This is a genomic window from Streptomyces fildesensis (assembly GCF_016107395.1).
Lineage (GTDB): Bacteria > Actinomycetota > Actinomycetes > Streptomycetales > Streptomycetaceae > Actinacidiphila > Actinacidiphila fildesensis.
This window is the reverse complement of record NZ_JAAIKO010000061.1, coordinates 1-19,773: the sequence shown is the minus strand read 5'-3', so window position 1 is coordinate 19,773 and position 19,773 is coordinate 1. Positions and strand designations below refer to the sequence as shown.

Genomic DNA, 19,773 nt, shown 5'->3' with positions numbered 1-19,773 from the left:
GCGGTTCGGCCCTGGTGCGGGACGTTCGGCCCCCAGCCCGGGCCGGGTGCGGAACAGGGCCGAACGGTCCCGCACGGGCCCGGTCAGCCCCTGTGGTCCGCCCCCGGTACGGACGGATCGTGGAGTCAGGAACGTTCCAGGGGAGAGAGGTCCGCCATGACGCACACCGCGCACCGCACCGAGAAGGTCCACGCGTTGCTTACCGACGGCAGGACGGTCGAGATCCGTCCCGCAGGCCCCGAGGACCGTGACCAGCTGCTGCGGCTGTACGAGGGGATGTCGGCGCAGAACATGCGCCTGCGGTTCTTCGGCGTGAGCCGTCTGTCGGGGCCACAGGCCACCGAGCGGGCCTGTTCCGGCCCCCGGAGCGGTCACTGCGCGCTGATCGCCGTCCGCGACGACCAGATCGTGGGGATCGCCGAGTACGAGATCGGTCCCGATCCCGGCTCCGCCGAGATCGCCTTTGCGGTAGCTGACGCGTTCCATCACTGCGGGGCTGGAACCCTGCTCCTGGAGCACCTCGTGCATGCTGCCCGCAAGGACGGCATCACGTCCTTCACCGCGGACGCGCTGTCGGAGAATCACCTGGTCCTGAAGGTCTTCGCCGACCTGGGCCTGAACACCGCCCGCCGCTTCGCCGGCACGGAGGTGCACTGCACGATCCAACTCGACCCGGACGAGGACTATCTCGCAGCGGTCGACGAGCGCGGCCGGACCGCGGACACCGCGAGCCTGCAACCGCTGTTGCGACCGCGCTCCATCGCCGTGGTCGGTGCCGGAACCAAGGCCGGATCGGTCGGGCGGGCCGTCCTGAAGAACATCCGTGACGCCGGGTATCCCGGCCGGCTCTTCGCGGTCAATCCCCACGCCCATGCCATCCTGCGCGTTCCCTGCTATCCGACGGTGACCGCTCTCCCCCACCCGCCGGACCTCGCGGTGCTCGCCGTACCCGCGCACGTCGTACCGGAGACCGCCGAGCAGTGCGGAACGAGTGGCGTGCGGGCGCTGGTCGTGCTCACCTCCGGCCTGGACGTCCACCAGTCGGCCGGTCTGCTCAGCGCCTGCCGCCGCTACGGCATGCGGTTGGTCGGCCCGAACTGCCTGGGCATCGCGAACACCGAGGACGAGGTCCGGCTAGACGCCACCTTTGCCGCCGACCGTCCGCGGACCGGATCCGCGGGAGTGGCCGTACAGTCCGGCGGTGTCGGAATCGCCCTGCTCAGCGGGCTGGCCCGGCTCGGGATCGGTGTGTCGAGCTTCGCCTCCCTCGGCGACAAGTACGACGTCAGCGCCAATGACCTCCTGCAGTGGTGGGAGGGCGACGGCCGCACCGACCTGGCCCTGCTGCACGTGGAATCGTTCGGTAATCCCCGGGCGTTCTCGCGGACCGCCCGCCGGGTCGCCCGCAGGATGCCGGTCCTGACCGTCGACGCGGGCCGGTCCGCGGCGGGCCGGCGCGCCGCCGCCTCGCACACCGCGGCGGCCGCGACCCCCACGATGACGCGGCAGGCGCTGTTCCGCCAGGCCGGCATCACCGCCACCCGTACCATCGGCGAACTCCTCGACACCGCGGCCCTCCTGAAGTCCCAGCCACTTCCCGCGGGCGGCCGGGTGGCCATCGTGTCCAACGCGGGCGGCGCGGCCGTGCTCGCCGCCGATGCCTGCGCGGAAGCGGGACTGACCGTCCCCGAACTGCCCGTGGATCTGATCACCCAACTGCTCCGGTTGCTTCCCGAAGGCGCATCCGCCACCAATCCCGTGGACGCCACCGCCGCCGTGGGGGAACGGGAACTGGGCGACTGCATCGACCGGCTCACCGCGCACGGCGCGGTCGACGCGGTCCTCGTCGCCCTGGTACCCACCGCACTGGCCGCGGCGACCGGCGACGATCCGATCCGGGCACTCACCCACGCCGCCCCGGGTCGTCGTTCCCGAACGGTCGCCGCGGTCCTCCTCGACCAGGGCGAACGGGTCCGCCTGCTGGAGGCCCCGGCCGGGGGCAGGGTCCCGGCCTACGCCGACCCGCAGGCCGCCGCCAGGGCTCTGGCGTACGCGGCCGACCGCGCCCGGTGGCTGGCTCAACCGGCCGGGTCCGTCCCCGAGCTCGCCGGTACCGACCCGGAAGCCGCCCGCGCGCTGGTCGGCTCCTTCCTCGCCGAACACCCCGAGGGCGGCTGGCTCGACCCACGTGGCTGTGCGGAACTGCTCGACTGCTACGGCATACCGCATCTGCCGTATGCCTGGGCCCGGAACGAACAGGAAGCGGTCGACGCGGCGGACCGCCTGGGCGGCCCGGGTCAGCGTGTAGCTCTCAAGGCCTACTGGCCCGGCCAGGTGCACAAGAGCGACCAGGGAGCGGTCCTGCTGGACCTGGAGGGCGAGCTCGCGGTGCGGGCCGCCCACCGCGATTTCACCGCCCGCTTCGGCGACACCATGACCGGCGTCCTCGTCCAGCCCATGGCCGAACGCGGCATCGAACTGGTCACCGGAGTGGTACAGGACGAGGTCTTCGGCCCGTTGGTGCTGTTCGGCCTCGGCGGCACCGCCACCGACCTGCTCGCCGACAACGCCGCCCGGCTCGCGCCGCTCACCGACCGCGACACACACGAACTGATCACCGCTCTGCGCTGCGCCCCGCTGCTGTTCGGATACCGCGGCGCCGGACCGGTCGACCTGGAAGGGATCGAACAGCTGCTGCACCGGCTGTCGAAGATGGCAGGCGACCTGCCGCAACTCGTCGAGGCCGACCTCAATCCGGTGCTCGCACGGCCGGACGCCGTCTCCGCCCTCGACGTCCGTATCCGCCTGGTCCCCCAGCAGACGCACGACCCGTATCTGCGCCGGCTCCGCTGAGGAACAGCCGACCCGCACCACCCGCGAGCACCGCCCACCACACGATGCACCACCCGAGGAGGAACCTCCGATGACCGCAACGAAGCCCCGGCGCACGCTCGTCGCCTACAGCAGCAAGAACGGGTCGACCGCCGAGATCGCCCGGTGGATCGGCGAGGAACTGCGCGAACAGCACATCGATGCCGAGGTCGCTCCCATCAGCGATATCTCCAGCGTCGCGGCGTACGACGCCGTGGTCCTCGGAGCCGGCCTGTACGCGGGCCGGTGGCCGGGAGAGGCCGTCCGCTTCGTCCGCCGCCACCGCCAGGCACTGACAGAACAGGACGTCTGGCTCTTCAGCAGCGGACCGCTCGACGGCTCCGCCACTGAGCGCGCCATCCCGGCCGTGCCCGCCGTCGCCCGCATCGCCGCCAAGCTGGATGCCCACGGCCACGTCACCTTCGGCGGCCGGCTCACCGATGGGGCCCGTGGATTCATCGCCCGCGGGCTCCGGAAGCAGGGCAAGGGAGGCGACTTCCGCGACCGCGAACAGGTCTGCGCCTGGGGCCGGAGCATCGCAGCCGAACTGACCGTTGTCAGCAACCACCACTGATCTGATGGGCATACCCGTCCGACGACATATCGCGGCATAGTCCCCAGGCAAATGAACAATTCTGACCGATCAAGGCCAGATTCAGTCCCTTCCGATGGCCCTGGAGGAAGACGGCTATCGTCCGACAAATCCCGTACCAACTGGTTCGGGCAACAGGAGGGACTGCGATGCCGACGTCTGTCCATGGCGGGAGTCCGGCGGAAGTGATGTTCCGGGACTTGCTGGAATCCGCACCCGACGCCATGGTCATCATTGATGACGCCGGAACCATCCGACTCGTCAATGCCCAGACCGAGTCGATGTTCGGCTACTCCCGGCGGGAGCTCCTCGGGCACCCGGTCGAGATCCTGGTCCCCGAGAGATTCCACGGGAATCACCCCAGGCACCGCCACGGATATGCCGCGAACCAGCAGGTACGCCCCATGGGCGCAGGGCTCGAACTCTACGGACGGCGCAAGGACGGCCGTGAATTCCCCGTGGAGATCAGTCTCAGCCCGCTCCAGACGTCGGACGGACTGCTCGTATCGGCAGCAGTGCGGGATGTCAGCGAACGCAAGTCCGCCGAGGAGCGCATCAACGAACTCGCCGTGCTCGTCGAGTCATCGCAGGACGCGATCCTCGCCAAGACCCTCGACGGCATCATCACCTACTGGAACGCCGCCGCCCATCGCCTCTACGGGTACGCGGCGGAGGACGCGATCGGGAACTCCATTGCGATGCTCGCCCCTGCCGACTGCAAGGACGAGATCGCGAGCCTCCTGGAAAGGCTGGGCCGGGGAGAGCGCGTCGAACACTTCGAGATGTTCCGGGTCACCCAGTCCGGACGCCTGCTCGACGTCGACATCACCCTCTGGCCGATCAAGGGACGCGACGGAGCGATCGTCGGCTCCTGCTCGATCGTGCGGGATATCGCCGACCGCAAACGGGCCGAGGAAGAACTCACCGAGCTCTACCGGCAGCAGCGCCACATCGCGTTGACTCTGCAGCACAGTCTGATGGGCTCTCCCCCCGCGCTTCCCGAAATGCAGGTGGCCAGCCGCTATTTCCCGGCGACGCAAGGTGCGGGAGTCGGCGGCGACTGGTTCGACATCATTCCGCTCGGCGGCGGCCAGGTCGGCGTGCTCATCGGTGATGTCATGGGACGCGGCCTGGACGCCGCCGCCGTCATGGGCCAACTGCGCTCGGCCGCTCGGGCACTGGCCAAGACCGGCATCACGCCGCGGCAATTGATGAAAGCCCTCGACGCGTTCGTCGCCGACCTGCCCGATCAGCTCGTCACCTGCTGCTATCTGGTCGTGGATCCGGACGCCGGCGAGGTGACGATCTGTTCGGCCGGACATCTGCCCGTCCTGCTCGTGCAGCCCGACACCTCGGTCGAGCACCTTCCCGCACCGGTCTGCGTGCCGCTCGGCGTCGGCGGCATCCCTTACCAGCAGGCCTGCATTCCGGTCATGGCCGGCTCCACTCTGGTGCTCTACACCGATGGACTCGTGGAGACGCCTCGCTCCGACATCGACGTCCAACTCAAACTCCTCGCGGTGGAGCTCCAGAGCGCGTTCCTGTCCGGGGTGTGCCTGGAAGAGGTTTCGGACAGGGTGCTGGCGGCGCTCCGCCCGGACGCGGACGGGCATGCGGACGACGTGACGCTGCTCCTGGCCCGGATCCCGGCGGCGCCGGTCGCCGCGGCCTCGATGAAGGTACCCGCCGACCCCGCCTCCGTCTCCGCCGGACGCCGCTTCGTGATGACCACACTGCGCAGTTGGGGTTGCGAGGAAGCGACGGAGTCAGCCTGCTTGCTGGCATCCGAGGTCCTCACCAATGCGATCAGCCACAGCCACCCCCGAGGAACTCTGGACCTGCGACTGCACCACACCGCACGGGAGATGGGGCCTCCCCCTGTGTGGTGGACACGCTGATACTGGATCTGCTTGATCCGGAGGAAGCGAGAAGACCGCCGATGGCGCTGAAGGACTATTCGGACGAATTCAAGGCCGATGCTGTGGCCCTGTACGAGTCCACACCCGGGGCGACGTACAAGAGCATCGCCGCTGACCTGGGCATCAACCGGGCGACCCTGCGTGCGTGGGTGCTGCGGGACCGCGAACGCCGTGGCGTCACCGCCGCGGCTGCGCGGCCTCCCTCCCGGCCGGCAGCGGTCGCGTCCGCTGATCCGGACGAGCGGGTCCGGCGCCTGGAGGCGAGGGTGGCGGAACTCGAGGCGAGTGAGCGCAAGCTCGCGACCGAGCGGGACATCCTCCGCAAGGCGGCCAAGTATTTCGCCGGAGAGACGAACTGGTGATCAGCCGCTTCCAGTTCGTCGACGACCTCCGGGCCACCTACGAGGTGAAGCGGCTGTGCCAGGTCCTGGACGTCAACCGGTCCAGTTACTACAAGTGGCTCGCCGGCGCCGAAGCCCGTGCCGCGCGGCAGCGCGAGGACCTGGTCCTGGCCGAGAAGATCCGTGAGGTCCACGGCGAGTCCGGCGGCGCCTACGGCTCCCCGCGGGTGACCGCCGAGCTCCGCGAGAGGGGACATGCGGTCAACGAGAAGCGGATCGCCAGGGTCATGCGGGCGTTCGACATCACCGGGATCCGCCTGCGCAGACGCGTCCGCACCACTGTCCCCGACCCGGCAGCCGGGACCGTCCCCGACCTGTTCGGCCGGGACTTCACCGCCACCGAGCCCGGGTGCAAGCTCATGGGCGACATCACGTATCTCCCGCTTGCGGGCGGGAAATTCCTCTATCTCGCGACCGTGCTGGACTGCTTCAGCCGCAAGATCGTCGGCTGGTCCATCGCCGACCACATGCGCACGGACCTGGTCTCCGACGCGCTCCGGATGGCCGCCCGCACCCGCGGCTCATTGGACGGCACGGTCTTTCACTCCGATCACGGAGCCCAGTACGGATCCAGGGCCTACGCCGGCCTCTGCGACCACCTCGGGGTCACCCGGTCGATGGGCGCGGTCGGCACCAGCGCCGACAACGCAGCCTGCGAAAGCTTCCACGCCTCACTGAAACGCGAGACCCTCCAAAGCGCCCACGACTACGGCGACGCCACCACCTGCCGCCGCACCGTCTTCGCCTGGCTGACTCGCTACAACACCCGCCGCCGACACTCCACCAACGGCCACCTCAGCCCCGACGCCTACGAACACCGACACCACAACGCTAAACTCACGCTCGCCGCGTGATCAATAACCGCGTGCCCACCATCACGGGGGAAGGCCCGATGACCGTCGAAGTCACCGACAGCGGCACCCACATCCCCCAGCTCCGGCACGCAGAATCGGGCGACGAGTCGGGCCGGGGACTTCTCCTCGTCGACGCCCTGGCCACCGACTGGGGCACCCGCCCCACGGACGACGGCAAGACCGTCTGGTTCATGGTGCCCCTGAAACAGCCCGAACCCCTGGGTTAGTCAGCCGGCGACATGGCCGCTCGCGGCCGAATATCCGTCTCCCCATGCGGCCTTGGCCCCGGAATCCCCGATCCGGTAGACCTGCACCACTGCCCCTGCCCCGACGATGAGGGTCAGCGCCACCGCCGTCACCCGCACCGGCAGGCTCACCGATACAACGCCCCGGGGCATATCGGCATCAGGGGCCGCTCGGCCGATCCCCTTGCGTCCGAACCACCAGAACGCCACGGCGAGAAGAAAGAGCCCGACGGCCCAGGGCAGCAGCCCGTCGCCCAGCTCGGCATGCCGGCGTACGAGAGCAGTGCGATTCACGCGGTGCTCCAACCACTCACCCGCGTGCGTGGTCAGCGGCACGCTGACCAGGGACACCAGCGCCAGCACGGGAAGAACGAGGCCGAGCCTGCTGATCCAGGCAGGCCATACGGCACAGACCACCAGGGCGAGAGCCGTGAGCGGCACCAGCACCACCACCACGTGGACCAGAAGAACATGAGCGGGCAGCCCATTGATGACAGTCGGCCCCATGAACAAGCACCTTCCAGAAGGATCGGTCGAGGGCGCCGAAGCTACTACACGCATGTAGACACTCAGAGCACATCGTTCACGCTCCGAAGGCCCGCCGTCCCGCCCCCTCCCCTGGGGTGAACCCTGGCGCATCCGTGTCGGCGCAGCTCAGCGGGCACGCTTGCCCGGGTCGTCCTTCGACAGCCGGCACGCCGGGAGCAGAAGCGAGGAAGGGCGGCGTGAGAGATTCAGAGAGAACTCAGAGGTTCAGGGACCCGTCATGTCCCCGCCCCCCGTCGCGTCGGCATCCCCGACAACGTGCCGCCTCGGATGCCGTCCCGGCGACCGGATCTCAACAGCGCTGCTCATGGTCACGGGAATCCCGCGGCCCGATGTAGTGCCGTTCCTCGATGACCCTGCTGCTCTCACCAGGACGACGGTGCGGCACGAAGGGGCTGCCCGCCGCCGCGATGACGAGCACTCCCAGACCGACCGACGGCCACGGCACCAGCGGACTGTGCACACCAACGATCTTCAGGACTCCCCACGCCACGAGCGCGATTCCGCCGAGCAGCCACATGGCGACCTCGTCAGTCACGGCCACGATTTTCCCGTCACCTCACCTTCGCTCCGCTGAAAGGCGCCCGCCAACGGGCCGGACGGCCCCCTCCTGGACCGAGAGGGTTCGTTCCTCCCCCGGTCCAAGGTGGTGACCTTCAACCCTGTGACGAGGGCCGAATGGCCACCTGTGCGGCGAGGCTCGTCGGCGCAGGCTGAGAACGCCAGTGAAACCAGGGGCCGCTTCCTTCGCGACCCGTCACCATCTTTGCTCCGAGGAGCGGTTCCATGACCAGGTCGAAGCCGATCGCCGGCGCCCACCTCGCGGCTGCCCACCACGACGCGAAGTCGTCGACAAACGGCAGCCCCGAGACCGATCGGGCTGTGAACAGCCTCGTCGACGGGGCCCTCCAGGCGTTGGAGGAGTACGCGGACTTCACCCAGGAGCAGATCGACCTCATTGTCAGGAAGGCGTCCCTGGCGGCCCTCGCCGAGCACACCGGTCTGGCCGCGCTGGCGGTCGAGGAGACCGGCCGGGGCGTCTTCGAGGACAAAGCCGTCAAGAACGTCTTCGCCTGTGAGAACGTCACCCACTCGATGGCGGGGATGAAGACTGTCGGGGTGGTGAGCCGCGACGAGATCACCGGCATCGTCGAAATCGCCGAACCCATCGGTGTCGTCGCCGGGGTCACACCGGTGACCAACCCGACCTCGACGACCATCTTCAAAGCTCTCATGGCTCTCAAAACCCGCAACCCGATCGTGTTCGCCTTCCACCCCGCCGCTCAGCGCTGCTCCGCGGCTGCGGCCCGCATCGTGCGCGACGCAGCCGTCAAGGCCGGAGCGCCTGCGAACTGCGTGCAGTGGATCGAGGAGCCCTCGATGCGGGCGACGGCAGCGCTGATGCATCATCCCGGCGTCGCGACGATCCTGGCGACCGGTGGCAACGCGATGGTGAAGGCCGCCTATTCGTGCGGCAAGCCGGCGCTGGGCGTCGGGGCGGGCAACGTCCCCGCGTACATCGAGAAGAGCGCGGACCTCAAGCGCGCGGTGAACGACATCGTGCTGTCCAAATCGTTCGACAACGGCATGATCTGCGCGTCCGAACAGGCCGTGATCCTCGACGACGAGGTGTACGAGGCGGCACTGGAGGAGTTCCGGACCCTCAAGGCGTACGTCGTGAACCCGCAGGAGAAGGCGGCACTGGAGCAGTACGTCTTCGGAGTCGGTACCGCTCATGATCGCGACTGCGCAGGTGCGGTGTTGAACGCCGCCGTGGTCGGCCGTTCCGCGGCCGAGATCGCACAGGCGGCCGGCTTCACCGTCCCGCAGGACACCTCCATCATCCTGGCACCGGTCTCCTTCGTCGGCGAAGGGGAGCCACTGACGCGCGAGAAGCTCTGTCCGGTGCTGGCCGTGCTGCGTGCGGCCGACCGTTCCGAGGGGATACGGCTGGCGGCGGAGATGGTGGAGTTCCACGGTCTCGGGCACAGCGCCGCCGTCCACACCGAGGACGCCGCGTTCGCCGAGGAGTTCGGGCACGCGGTGAAGGCCTGCCGGGTGATCTGGAACGCCCCCAGCTCGCAGGGCGGCATCGGCGACGTCTACAACGCCTTCCTGCCCTCGCTCACCCTGGGCTGCGGGAGCTACGGCCACAACTCCGTCTCCGGGAACGTCACCGCCTTCAACCTGCTGAACATCAAGCGGATCGGGCGGCGCAACTCGAACCTGCAGTGGTTCAAGGTCCCCTCGAAGATCTTCTTCGAGCGCAACTCCATCACCTATCTGGCCGACATGCGCGGTGCCCGCAAGGTCGTCATCGTCACCGACCGGACCATGGTGGACATCGGCCATCTCCAGCGGATCCGCGGCATCCTCGACCGGCGCACGACGCCCTGCGAGATCCGCGTCATCGACTACGTCGAACCCAACCCCAGCATCGACACCGTCACCAAGGGGGCCGAGCTGATGCACGGCTTCCAGCCGGACACCATCATCGCGCTGGGCGGCGGATCGCCGATGGATGCGGCCAAGGTGATGTGGCTGATGTACGAGCACCCGGACATCGACTTCGCGGACCTGAAGGAGAAGTTCTTCGACATCCGCAAGCGCGCGTTCACCTTCCCCGACCTCGGCGCGAAGGCCCAGCTGGTGTGCATCCCGACGACGTCCGGGACCGGCAGCGAGGTGACGCCCTTCGCGGTGATCACCGACACCGCCACCGGTCAGAAGTACCCGCTGGCGGACTACGCCCTCACCCCGAGCATCGCCATCTGCGACCCGGCGCTCACCACCCACCTGCCGAAGGCCGTCACAGCCGACACCGGATTCGACGCCCTGACGCACTGCATCGAGGCCTACGTCTCGGTCTATGCCAACGACTTCACCGATGGGCTGGCCCTCCAGGGGATCCGGCTGATCTTCGACCACCTGGAGCGCGCCGTCGCCGACGGCACGCACGACCTGATCGCCCGGGAGAAGATGCACAACGCGGGCACCATCGCCGGCATGGCGTTCGGTTCGGCCTTCCTCGGTGTCGTCCACGCGATGGCCCACACCCTGGGCGGGACCTTCGGCGTCGCGCACGGACGCACCAACGCACTGCTGCTGCCGCATGCCATCCGCTACAACGGAAGCACACCGGCGAAGGTCACCTCGTGGCCCAAGTACCGCAACTACATCGCCCCCGAGCGCTACCAGGCCATCGCCCAGGCCCTCGGCCTGCCGGCGTCCACACCGGAACAGGGTGTCGAGTCCCTCGCCGTCGCCGTCGAGCGACTGCGCGACGCCGTCGGCATCCCGCCGTCCTTCAAGGCCGCGGGCGTGGACGAGAAAACGTTCCTCGAAGCCTTGCCCCAACAGGCGATGAACGCCTACGAGGACCAGTGCGCCCCCGCCAACCCCCGCATGCCGATGCTCGCCGACATGCGGCAACTCATGCGCCAGGCGTACTACGGCTCTCCCGCCTGAGGCGGGCACGAGGGTGACCCGGTGGCAGCCGTTCAGCACGGGCGGGACAAGGACGCCGTCCCATGCCTGACCCTGGCCCTCACTTCAGGGCCCGGGTCAGGCCGTCGTGCGGGAGTGCTCGGCGGACATCATGGGGCGGCGAACCGAGTGCCGGCGCCGGCAGCTCACTTGTCCGGATGCTCACGTGTACGGAACGACGGCGACCGGCGCAGAGGAATGGTGGAGCAGGGCGACGGTGGTGGGCCGATGTACCTGCCGGTAGGCAGGTGACTGATGCTCCGGCCGACAATCAGCAGAGAGGTGTCGCCTGCTGCTTCCAGAAGCCGCTCCGCGGGCCGTCCCGTCACAGCTTTTCCGATCACCTCGACGCCGGGGAACTTGTCCCGCCAGTTGCGCATACCGGTCACCTGCCGCGCACGCGGGCATGACGCGACCTCCCGGACGGTCACCCACCATGGATCATCCCGTCCTACACGTCGCCGACCGCATCGAGCCGCGGCGTGTCTACTCGGCTGCTGATGTCGCCAACCTGCTCGGCGTCGTCCTCAGCAGCGTCTACACGCTCAAGAACGCCGGCTGTCTTCCGGGTGGCGAACAGCAAACTGTCGGAGCGCGCACACGTTGGGCATGGACAGGCGCGGCCCTTCTGGCGGCGCCGGGACGCGCCGAGGACTTTCCGGGGCTGGATCACGACGCGTACGCCCCTTCCAGTTGTGGCGATTCGGATGCCGCTGTGACGACTGCCTGGAAGCGCACAACACGGCATCCCGCGAGCGCCGACGAGGCGAGGCCGCCCAGATGTTCCCCGACGTGTTGCGTCAGAAGGTCCTTGATCTTGTCGAGGCCGGTAACCCGGTCAAAGACGCAGCAGAAATCGTTGGCGTCACAGCAGTCCGGATTTACGGGTGGGCCCGCCGCGATGAGGTTTTCAGCGCCGCCGTGAACCACGCCGCATGGACCCTGTGCACGGACCGGGGCGGATCGGCGTGCTCAACCGCGCGCCAGCACTCCGCGGGCTGCCGGGGGACCGGGCTGCCGGATCGCAGACCGACGCCGGTGCCTGAGTCGGTATCGCGCCCGGCCCGGCCGCCGCTCAGGACATGATCACCGCCTACGAGGCCCGCCCCAACGGCACCTGACACGGGGCACCTCCTGCGAGTGATCCCCCGTGGTGAGCGGCGTCCACAGGTCGGAGACCGGGTGCTGATGCGTTGGCGCTCATGGCCGTTCGGGTCTTCTGGCCAGAAAAGTGGCGATCGTTCGCTTGGCCCCTTCGTCGGGCTCCTGCATCAGGCGTGCGGTGACGATGAGTCCGGCCCGACCCAACAGCCGGGCGATCCGGTCCACCGGCAGCAAGTGGGAGGCGTAGGACACCGGATGGCCGCCGAACGCTTGCGTCGGCCGTAGCTCCTCCTCGTCGTCTCCCACATAGCCGGCCATCATCAGACGGCCGCCCGGCGCGAGCGTGCGCCGGAACTCGGCGAACACGACGGGCAACCACTCCGGTGGCGTGTGATGGGTGGAGTAGTGGGCCAGGATGCCGCCGAGCTCGTCGTCCCGGACGGGCAGCGCGGTCATCGACCCCACCGCGAACCGCAGCCCCGGACAGGCCCGTCGGGCGAGCTCGATCATCTTCGGGGACAGGTCGATACCGAAGGTGGACACCCCCAGCTCCGCCAGATATGCGGTGACCTTGCCCGGGCCGCACCCGAGGTCGGCGACCGGCCCGAGGGCGGCGGCCGCCCGCGCGACGTCAGCGAAAGCGGTCAGCATGGCGCGGGACAACGGATCAAGCTCCGCAGGATTCTTGACGATCTCCGCGTAGTCGGCGGCGACGGTGTCGTACGGCTCCCGGACCGCGGCAAGGTAGGAGGGTTCAGTCACACGGACGACCCTAGGCGAGGAGGGTGCTGACAGCCGGAGATCGGACAACCCTTGTCAGGTTCGGCGCACAACCCGTGTTGGGGAACGATCGACCGCGCAGCGCTACATGCGGCACATCACGGCCACGCCGGTGAATCACTTGATGAATGCCGGTGTGTTGGGCGTGCGGGCCCGGCTTGGGGAGCCGGGCCCGCACGCCCGGTCGGTGTGACATGTGCGGGTGCTATGTGACGGGGCGGGTCGCCAGGTCAACGATGTGGAGGGCGGAGTTGGTGGGCAGGGTGACTGAGCGCAGTTCCCTGGTCGGGTCGGTGGGAACGGTGTTGACGTAGAGGCGGTACGGCAGGCCGAAATTGGCGGGTCCGGCCGGGGTGACCCGGTGGTCGGTGGTGACGGCGATCCGGGCGCCGTTCGCGGTAGGTTGGTCCGAGAGCCAGTTGGGCAGGAAGAGGTTCGCGGTGGCCGAGCTTCCGTCGGTGTACCGGATGGTTACCGTGCCGGTGACCCCGCCTACCGAGGCACCGAGGAAGCCGAGTTCGCGGGCGTGCCCGCTCAGGGCGATCACGCCGCCCCCGCCCACCGCGTTGTCGCGCTCGCCGGGACCGTACCGCGGCATGGTGAACTCCAGTCCGTCCACCGTGATCCGGGCGCCGGGGGCGGCTCCCGCAGCATTGAGAGCGTCGGCGGAGTAGCTGTTGCCTGGCGTCCGCGAAGGTGGCCCAGTAGGTCACAATCTTGCGACGAGGGGACCTGCACGCCAAGAAGACCTTCGGCGTTTCACTGGACAGTCCATCCGGGGATCGTCGGAAGAACCTTCTCAGCGATGCCAAGGAGAGCGCGGTCGTCGGGGAGAGCGCCGGACTTGCTCCACACGGTGACTTCGCAGTAGCCGCCTCGGTCTGTCCGGTCGAGGGCCACGGCCAGATTCCTGGACGGGGGGCCTTGTGTGACCGGTCCGCTGGACCTGCCACCGCCGAGACTGATCTCGAGCTGCATGGTGTGATCCGAGTACAAGACCGCGGGCCGGCCAAGAACCGTGAGCGTCTTGATGTCCTGCTCGTCGCCGAACTGCATCAGCTTCACGTACTGGGCGGTTGACAGCTCGTTGTAGGCGGCCGAGACATTCACGGTGTAGGTGCCGAACCTGACTTCGGCCTCCGGCTGGGCGACCTTCTTGTTGGGCGAGATGTTGTTGCTACCGGAGGCCGTGGTCACGATCTCTCCAGGTGTGCCGAGCAGCTGGGCCAGGTCGGGCCGGTTGAGCGCCTTGCACAGCTCGTCACCGGTCATCGGCCGGGGCGTGGCCTGGTATGCCGTCGGCAGCTCTTTGTGCTCTCCGTCCGGACACGAGGCGGCCTGCGACTGCGTGCCCCCATCGGACGGCAGTACGCGTGGACCAACCCACAGCGCCGCCGCGAGTGCCCCGATCACGGCCACGGCCGCGATGGCCTGGCCCCACTCGTTGGGCCCCTTCTGCGGAACGTCCGGGCCGGGACGCGGCCCGGCTCCACCCTGGGCTTGGGCGCTGCCTTCGACCGCCGCCTCCTCCACGGGGGCCGCCGGACCCGGATTCCGGCGTAGGCGCAGGGCACGGAGCACCACCCAGACGCGTATCGCGGTGAACACGAGGAACACCACGCCGAGACCAGCCGCAACCCGGTCGTGATCGGTGACGGCGAGATACATGATGCGTATGCCGAGAGCAGACCCAATTGCGATGAGTAGCGGCTCGCGGACCCAGAACGGCCGGAGACGAATGAGGAAACCGAGCATCCGGTGATCTCACCATGACAAGATCACGTCCGCCGTGATGGAGGTCACAGTTCCAGGAACGTACAGGGCCTTGCCATGGAGGCCGTCGCTCAGCCTCTCGTCATCCCAGTCCTTGATACCCAGCCGAGTCCGCAGTCTGCCCTTGGCCGGGCCCGTACACCAGCAGGGGTGTGGCGAACCGGGCCCTTCCCATGGATCTCACCGAGACCGGCGGTGCCGCCGGTACGTCCGAAGGATTCGAACCCTTACCGGGGATCAGGCCGCGACGAGCTCCTGTTCGCGGTCCAGCGTCTTGACCTTGGGCTTCTTGTTCGGCAGTGAGAGCCGGAAGACCTTGTGCCACGCGGAGAACACCTGCTTGGGCAGCGGCCCGGTGACGTACTTCAGCTCGTACTTCTCGAACAACGCGCGCACCTTCACCGCGACCTCGGCGTACCGGTTGCTCGGCAGGTCCGGGAACAGGTGGTGCTCGATCTGGTGCGACAGGTTGCCGGACATGAAGTGCATGGCCTTGCTGCCGCTGATGTTCGCCGAGCCCATCATCTGGCGCAGGTACCACTGGCCGCGCGTTTCGCCCTTGATCGACCGGCGCTCGAAGACCTGCACACCCTCGGGGAAGTGGCCGCACATGATCACCGAGTGGGTCCAGATGTTGCGGACCAGGTTCGCGGTGAACGTGGCTGCCAGCGTGGTGAGGAACGACGGGCCCGACAGCAGCGGGTGGATCACGTAGTCCTTGAGCACCTGCTTGCGGATCTTGCGGCCCACGGCCCTGGCCCGCGCGCGGAACTCAGGGGTGTTGCGGCGGCGCTTGTGCAGGTTCTTGCCGAGTTCCAGGTCGTACGCCGCGATGCCGTACTCGAAGAAGCAGGCGTTGAGGAAGTTCCACAGCGGCTGGCCGAGGTGGAGCGGGTGCCACTTCTGGTCCTCGTCGACGCGCATGATGCCGTAGCCGAGGTCGTTGTCCTTGCCAATCACGTTGGTGTACGTGTGGTGCAGCTCGTTGTGCGAGTGCTTCCACTGCTCAGCCGGCGAGACGTGATCCCAGTCCCAGGTGGTGGAGTGGATCTTCGGGTCCCGCATCCAGTCCCACTGGCCGTGCAGGATGTTGTGGCCGATCTCCATGTTGTCCATGATCTTCGCCACGGACAGGCCGGCGGTGCCGATCAGCCACGCGGGCGGGAAGATCGAGAACAGCAGGACGCCCCTGCTGACCAGTTCGAGTTTGCGCTGTGCCGAGATGACCTTGCGGATGTAGGCGGCGTCCTTCTCGCCGCGGCCGGCGATCACCTCGTCGCGGATCGCATCCAGCTCGCGACCGAGCTCCTCGATCTGCTCCGCGGTCAGGTGGGCGGTGGGGTCGATGGCGGTCAAGGTGCTCCTAGCGTTCGATGTCGCAGGGGCCCGCCGCGGCGGACACGCAGGTTTGGATGAGGACGCCCGGCTCGGCCTCGGTGATCTCGCCGGTGCGCAGGTCGCGGACGGCGCCCGCCGTGAGCGGCGTGACGCAGCCGAAGCAGATGCCCATGCGGCACCCGGACGGCATGAGCACGCCGGCCTCCTCGCCGACGTCCAGCAACGGCGTGGCGCCGTCCGCGTCGACGGTCTTGCCGGTGATGCCGAACGTGACCTCGCCACCGTCGCCGGCGACGACGATGCTGGGGCGGAAGCGTTCGGTGTGCAGGCGCTCTGGGACGCCGTGCCCGGTCCAGTGCTCCTCGGCGGCGTCGAGCAGGCCCGCGGGCCCGCAAGCCCAGGTCTCGCGCTCGGCCCAGTCGGGCACGAGTTCGTCGAGACGGGCGATGTCGAGCATGCCGTCCGTGTCGGTGTGCAGCTCGGTGAGCCGCAGCTTCTTGTCCGCGACCAGGTCGTGCAGGTCGTTGCGGAAGATCACGTCGTGCGGCTGTGGTGCGGAGTGGACCATGACGACGTCGTCGAACTCGGAGTCGCGCAGCATGCCCATCACCGGCGTGATGCCGCTGCCGGCCGTCAGGTAGAGCACCTTGGCGGGCTTGGCCTCCGGCAGCACGAAGTCACCGGTCGCCTGGTCGAGCTGGATCAGCGTGCCCGGTTTCGCCCTGCGGACCAGGTGATTGCTGACCTTGCCGTCCGGGATCGCCTTCACGGTGATCGTGATCCGGCCGTCCCGGCGGTCCGTCGGCGAGGTGACCGAGTAGGCACGCCACAGGCGCACCCCGTCGACGTCGACCCCGATCCGCACGTACTGACCGGCTGTGTGACCGCGCCAGCCCCGTCCCGGCCTGATCACGACGGTCGCGGCGTCACCCGTCTCGGGGTGCACGGCCTCGATGCGCCCCCGCAGGTCGGCACCCGCACGCAGCGGGCTGACCAGGTCGAGGTAGTCCGACGGCAGCAGCGGCGTCGTGAGCATCTCCAGCAGTTTCCACGCCCTACTGCGCAGGGCTGCACTCGTCATGACCCCAGCTTGATGCGCCCCTGGGGGTAAAGTCCTGTCCGTAGGATGTGAATCTGGTCGGCTGAATTGTTCGTAGGGAACAAAAACGTGAGCCATGCAATCCGGAAGGCCAGCGAACTGGTCCTGGACGAGACGACGGTCACCGCGCTTCGGGCCGCGCTGAGGACCACCGCCGACGAGGTAGTCCAGGCGATCATCGACGAGGTCCCTCCCTACGCCAACGCCCTTGCGGGCCGCATGGGCTCCACCATCCGCCGAGCCGTCCGCACCGCCCTGGGCCACTACCTGGACCTCGCGAGCGGCAACACCACGGGCGGCGACGCCAGCGACGCAGCCTACGAGCTGGGCCGCGGCGAGGTCCGCGACGGCCGTTCGATGGACGCCCTGCTCAGCGCCTACCGGGTCGGCGCCCGCGTGGCCTGGCGAGGACTGGCCGCAGGTGCCGTACCCGCAGGTCTGCCCGCCGCCGAGGTCGCCAAGTTCGCCGAGCTGACCTTCGCCTACATCGACGAGCTCTCCGCCGCGAGCGCCGCGGGCCACGCCGACGAACTGGCCGCCCGGGGCCGGGCCCACGAGCGCCACCTGGAACAACTGGCCCGCGACCTCCTCGCCGGCGCGAGCCCGGACGTGCTCCTTGCCGCTGCTCAACGGGCCGGGTGGCAGCCGCCGGTTTCGCTGACCGCAGTCCTGCTGCCCGCCGCCCAGGCCCGGCCCGCCCACCGCGCGCTCGACCCGAACACCCTCGTCCTCGACGATCTGCCGGACGCCTCCGGCGTACTGCTCGTCCCCGATGCCAACCGGGCACATCTCCTGAGGCAGCTGCCCGACCGCACCGCCGTGGTCGGCCCGGCCCGGCCATGGACGCGTGCGTCCGCCTCGTACGCACGAGCCGTACGCGCGCGCTCCCTCTCCTCCGACATCCGCGACACCGAGGACCACCTGCCCGAGCTGGTACTGAGCGCCGACGCGGAAGCGTTCGCAGACCTGCGTGCCCGAGCCCTCGCACCGTTGCTGACCTTGCCTGCCGCGACCGCGCGGCGCCTTGAGGAGACGTTGCGGGCGTGGCTGCTGCACCAGGGCAGGCGGGACGAGGCGGCGGCGGCGCTGTTCGTCCATCCCCAGACCGTCCGGTACCGGATGTCACAGCTGCGGGAGCTGTTTCCGGATCTCGGGTCCCCGCACCGGGTCCTCGAACTGACGCTGGCGGTCGGTCTTCGGGCCGGCTGACGGGCTCTTCGAGCGTCCACGACCGCGTCCTCGAACGGTCCGGGAATCGTGCCCGCCCTCGGTGTGATCAGCCGGCTCATGCGGCCCGGGGAAGAGCCGTATGAGCCGGCTGAGACTGGGGTTGATGAGGACCAGACGCGTTCGATGGCTGCTCGCACCGGTGACGCAATCGCGCGTGCGGGGTCTCCATGCGGCCCGCGAACATCAACGTCCCTCCCCGAGCCCTGACCAGCACAACTACCGACTCACTGCTCGATCCTGATCGTCAGTTCAGAGAATCCGCACCCATCCGCGGCGTGGCCTGATCAGGCCAGCAGCCAAGTCCGTACCGGTGATGGCCGTCGGCCACGGATATCTGCTCGCCGGCGGCAAGTGGTGGCTCCCCCCGATGGGTGGACGGCACCTGGAGTACCAGTACATGAGGCCGCCCTGCCGCGACTGTCAGTCCGCCGCATATCCGCCTGGTTCACCTCCAGGGGGAAGTCTTGAACGTCCGTCGCACCATGGACTCTGTCCCTGCAACTGTCGCCCTGCTCGTGATGGCGACGGGCTGCTCCAGCGCCCCCACCGCGGCCAAGGGCAAGGGCTCCAGCCATCCGGCGCCGCCTGGCGCCACCCAGCCGGCCGCGAACGGTTCCGGGACGACGCCGGGCAGCGGTCGTCAGGCCGGTGCGATCCCGGTCGGCCCCGGCCCCCAGACCAAATACACCGTGCAGGCGCAGCCCGCTCCGGGCACGTGCAAGTACCGGTTCACCGCCGCCAAGGAGCCCCTGCCGGCTCCGGTGTGTACACGGGGAGCGACCAATCCGGCCGTCACTCAGGCCACCCTCAAGACCACGATCTGTATGCCGGGCTACACGGCCACGATCCGGCCGCCCTCCTCGATCACCGCCAAGGAGAAGGCCGCGTCGATCCTGGCGTACGCGGGAGTGTCTAATAAGCGGCGGATCTGTTGATCATGGAGACGCCAAGGCCAGCATGCACTTCACCGGGCCGGTCGAGTTCATGAAGCTCCGGGCACAGCGTCTACCGACCAGGGACTTCACGCAATACACCGCAGCCGGCCTGGAGAGCGGCGACACCTCGTCCACGGCGGTCACGGAGACCGAATGGGACGGTGGGGCGTTCAGCGCCCTGGACTTCGCCATCGGGCTCCGCGTGCGGGACTGCGTGCGCATCCCCGGCCCGCGCGAAGACGGAGCCCGTGTCACCTGGTTCTACAGCCTGCGCGACCCGTCCTGGGCTTGCCTGGCGTTCGTTGACGGGCAGGACATGGCGAGCGTCTGGCAGGGCGGTGACCGCCGACTGTGGGACGACATCGAAGCGGCGGTCAAATGGTGGCAACAGGCCGGCCACCCAGGCCATGAACGCTTCGGACTGACGGTCACCGCGGAAGGTCAGCAGGCGTGGCTCGACAACCCGACGCAATCGTGGACTCTGTGAGAGCTCGAACCCGCGACATCTGAGATCGGGGCGCCTGCGATGCCCCGCAGAAGGTCCAGCATCGGACTGCCCGGGAGGTCACGTTATCGGCTGCCTCTGGCACCGATCCTGCA

17 protein-coding genes and 1 pseudogene are annotated in these 19,773 nt (G+C 68.7%); 10 read left to right on the top strand and 8 right to left on the bottom strand.

The window, feature by feature from the left end; translation table 11 throughout:
* The first annotated feature begins 156 nt into the window (after positions 1-156).
* The 5 genes from C6N31_RS38995 (at position 157) to C6N31_RS38975 (ending at position 6,864) form a co-directional block, all read left to right on the top strand.
* A complete protein-coding gene (locus C6N31_RS38995) occupies positions 157-2,853 on the top strand; it encodes a bifunctional acetate--CoA ligase family protein/GNAT family N-acetyltransferase (protein WP_198359348.1) in 2,697 nt (898 codons plus the stop codon).
* A gap of 70 nt (positions 2,854-2,923) precedes the next feature.
* Positions 2,924-3,445 carry a flavodoxin domain-containing protein gene (locus tag C6N31_RS38990; protein WP_198359347.1) on the top strand — a complete coding sequence of 174 codons (522 nt, stop codon included), beginning with the start codon at positions 2,924-2,926 and terminating at the stop codon, positions 3,443-3,445.
* Between the two features lie 167 nt (positions 3,446-3,612).
* The gene (locus C6N31_RS38985; RefSeq protein ID WP_198359346.1) at positions 3,613-5,361 is read left to right on the top strand and encodes a PAS domain S-box protein; all 1,749 of its coding nucleotides are present in this window, start codon (positions 3,613-3,615) and stop codon (positions 5,359-5,361) included.
* 41 nt (positions 5,362-5,402) lie between these two features.
* Positions 5,403-6,637 (top strand): IS3 family transposase gene (locus C6N31_RS38980; RefSeq protein ID WP_427197067.1). Its coding sequence is split into 2 segments (ribosomal slippage): positions 5,403-5,730 and positions 5,730-6,637, totalling 1,236 coding nucleotides; the frame shifts between segments, so codons are not numbered across the junction.
* Positions 6,634-6,864 carry an ATP-binding protein gene (locus C6N31_RS38975; protein ID WP_198359345.1) on the top strand — a complete coding sequence of 77 codons (231 nt, stop codon included), beginning with the start codon at positions 6,634-6,636 and terminating at the stop codon, positions 6,862-6,864. The genes C6N31_RS38980 and C6N31_RS38975 overlap by 4 nt, the downstream gene beginning before the upstream one ends.
* Here the strand turns inward: C6N31_RS38975 and C6N31_RS38970 are convergent, their stop codons facing one another.
* Together C6N31_RS38970 and C6N31_RS38965 are read right to left on the bottom strand one after the other, a co-directional pair.
* Positions 6,865-7,389, bottom strand: coding sequence for a DUF2231 domain-containing protein (locus tag C6N31_RS38970; RefSeq protein WP_198359343.1), 525 nt, complete (start codon positions 7,387-7,389; stop codon positions 6,865-6,867). It lies immediately after the preceding gene.
* A 331-nt stretch (positions 7,390-7,720) separates the two neighbouring features.
* The gene (locus tag C6N31_RS38965) at positions 7,721-7,966 is read right to left on the bottom strand and encodes a hypothetical protein (RefSeq protein ID WP_198359338.1); all 246 of its coding nucleotides are present in this window, start codon (positions 7,964-7,966) and stop codon (positions 7,721-7,723) included.
* 248 nt (positions 7,967-8,214) lie between these two features.
* On the opposite strand from C6N31_RS38965, the gene adhE reads away from it, so the two are divergent.
* Positions 8,215-10,896 carry a bifunctional acetaldehyde-CoA/alcohol dehydrogenase gene (gene adhE, locus C6N31_RS38960; protein WP_198359337.1) on the top strand — a complete coding sequence of 894 codons (2,682 nt, stop codon included), beginning with the start codon at positions 8,215-8,217 and terminating at the stop codon, positions 10,894-10,896.
* 687 nt (positions 10,897-11,583) lie between these two features.
* On the opposite strand, the gene C6N31_RS44620 is transcribed toward adhE, so the two are convergent.
* Positions 11,584-11,844 (bottom strand): hypothetical protein, encoded by a 261-nt coding sequence (locus tag C6N31_RS44620; protein ID WP_232486190.1) that lies wholly within the window; start codon positions 11,842-11,844, stop codon positions 11,584-11,586.
* Here C6N31_RS44620 and C6N31_RS46265 point away from each other — a divergent pair.
* Entirely contained in the window at positions 11,770-12,000 is a 231-nt protein-coding gene (locus C6N31_RS46265; protein WP_368860194.1) for a hypothetical protein, read from the top strand. The genes C6N31_RS44620 and C6N31_RS46265 overlap by 75 nt on opposite strands.
* Before the next feature lie 114 nt (positions 12,001-12,114).
* Here the strand turns inward: C6N31_RS46265 and C6N31_RS38950 are convergent, their stop codons facing one another.
* The 5 genes and pseudogenes from C6N31_RS38950 to C6N31_RS38930 all read right to left on the bottom strand — a co-directional run bounded on the left by C6N31_RS38950 (position 12,115) and on the right by C6N31_RS38930 (position 16,990).
* Positions 12,115-12,780 carry a class I SAM-dependent methyltransferase gene (locus C6N31_RS38950; RefSeq protein WP_138357821.1) on the bottom strand — a complete coding sequence of 222 codons (666 nt, stop codon included), beginning with the start codon at positions 12,778-12,780 and terminating at the stop codon, positions 12,115-12,117.
* A 223-nt stretch (positions 12,781-13,003) separates the two neighbouring features.
* Positions 13,004-13,441 (bottom strand): annotated as a pseudogene (locus tag C6N31_RS38945) (beta-sandwich domain-containing protein); the annotation flags it as partial.
* A 116-nt stretch (positions 13,442-13,557) separates the two neighbouring features.
* Positions 13,558-14,553 carry a DUF6215 domain-containing protein gene (locus C6N31_RS38940; RefSeq protein ID WP_138357823.1) on the bottom strand — a complete coding sequence of 332 codons (996 nt, stop codon included), beginning with the start codon at positions 14,551-14,553 and terminating at the stop codon, positions 13,558-13,560.
* 255 nt (positions 14,554-14,808) lie between these two features.
* Positions 14,809-15,927: a fatty acid desaturase family protein gene (locus tag C6N31_RS38935; RefSeq protein ID WP_138357824.1), complete on the bottom strand. Its 1,119-nt coding sequence runs from the start codon at positions 15,925-15,927 to the stop codon at positions 14,809-14,811.
* Positions 15,928-15,934: 7 nt separating this feature from the next.
* On the bottom strand, positions 15,935-16,990 hold the full coding sequence (locus C6N31_RS38930; protein WP_138357825.1) for a ferredoxin reductase: 1,056 nt from the start codon (positions 16,988-16,990) through the stop codon (positions 15,935-15,937).
* Positions 16,991-17,077: 87 nt separating this feature from the next.
* Here C6N31_RS38930 and C6N31_RS38925 point away from each other — a divergent pair, with 87 nt between their 5' ends.
* The 3 genes from C6N31_RS38925 (at position 17,078) to C6N31_RS38915 (ending at position 19,660) form a co-directional block, all read left to right on the top strand.
* Entirely contained in the window at positions 17,078-18,217 is a 1,140-nt protein-coding gene (locus tag C6N31_RS38925; RefSeq protein WP_138357826.1) for a PucR family transcriptional regulator, read from the top strand.
* Between the two features lie 503 nt (positions 18,218-18,720).
* On the top strand, positions 18,721-19,173 hold the full coding sequence (locus C6N31_RS38920) for a hypothetical protein (RefSeq protein ID WP_138357827.1): 453 nt from the start codon (positions 18,721-18,723) through the stop codon (positions 19,171-19,173).
* Positions 19,174-19,195: 22 nt separating this feature from the next.
* Positions 19,196-19,660 (top strand): methyltransferase domain-containing protein, encoded by a 465-nt coding sequence (locus C6N31_RS38915; RefSeq protein ID WP_138357828.1) that lies wholly within the window; start codon positions 19,196-19,198, stop codon positions 19,658-19,660.
* Positions 19,661-19,773 lie beyond the last annotated feature (113 nt).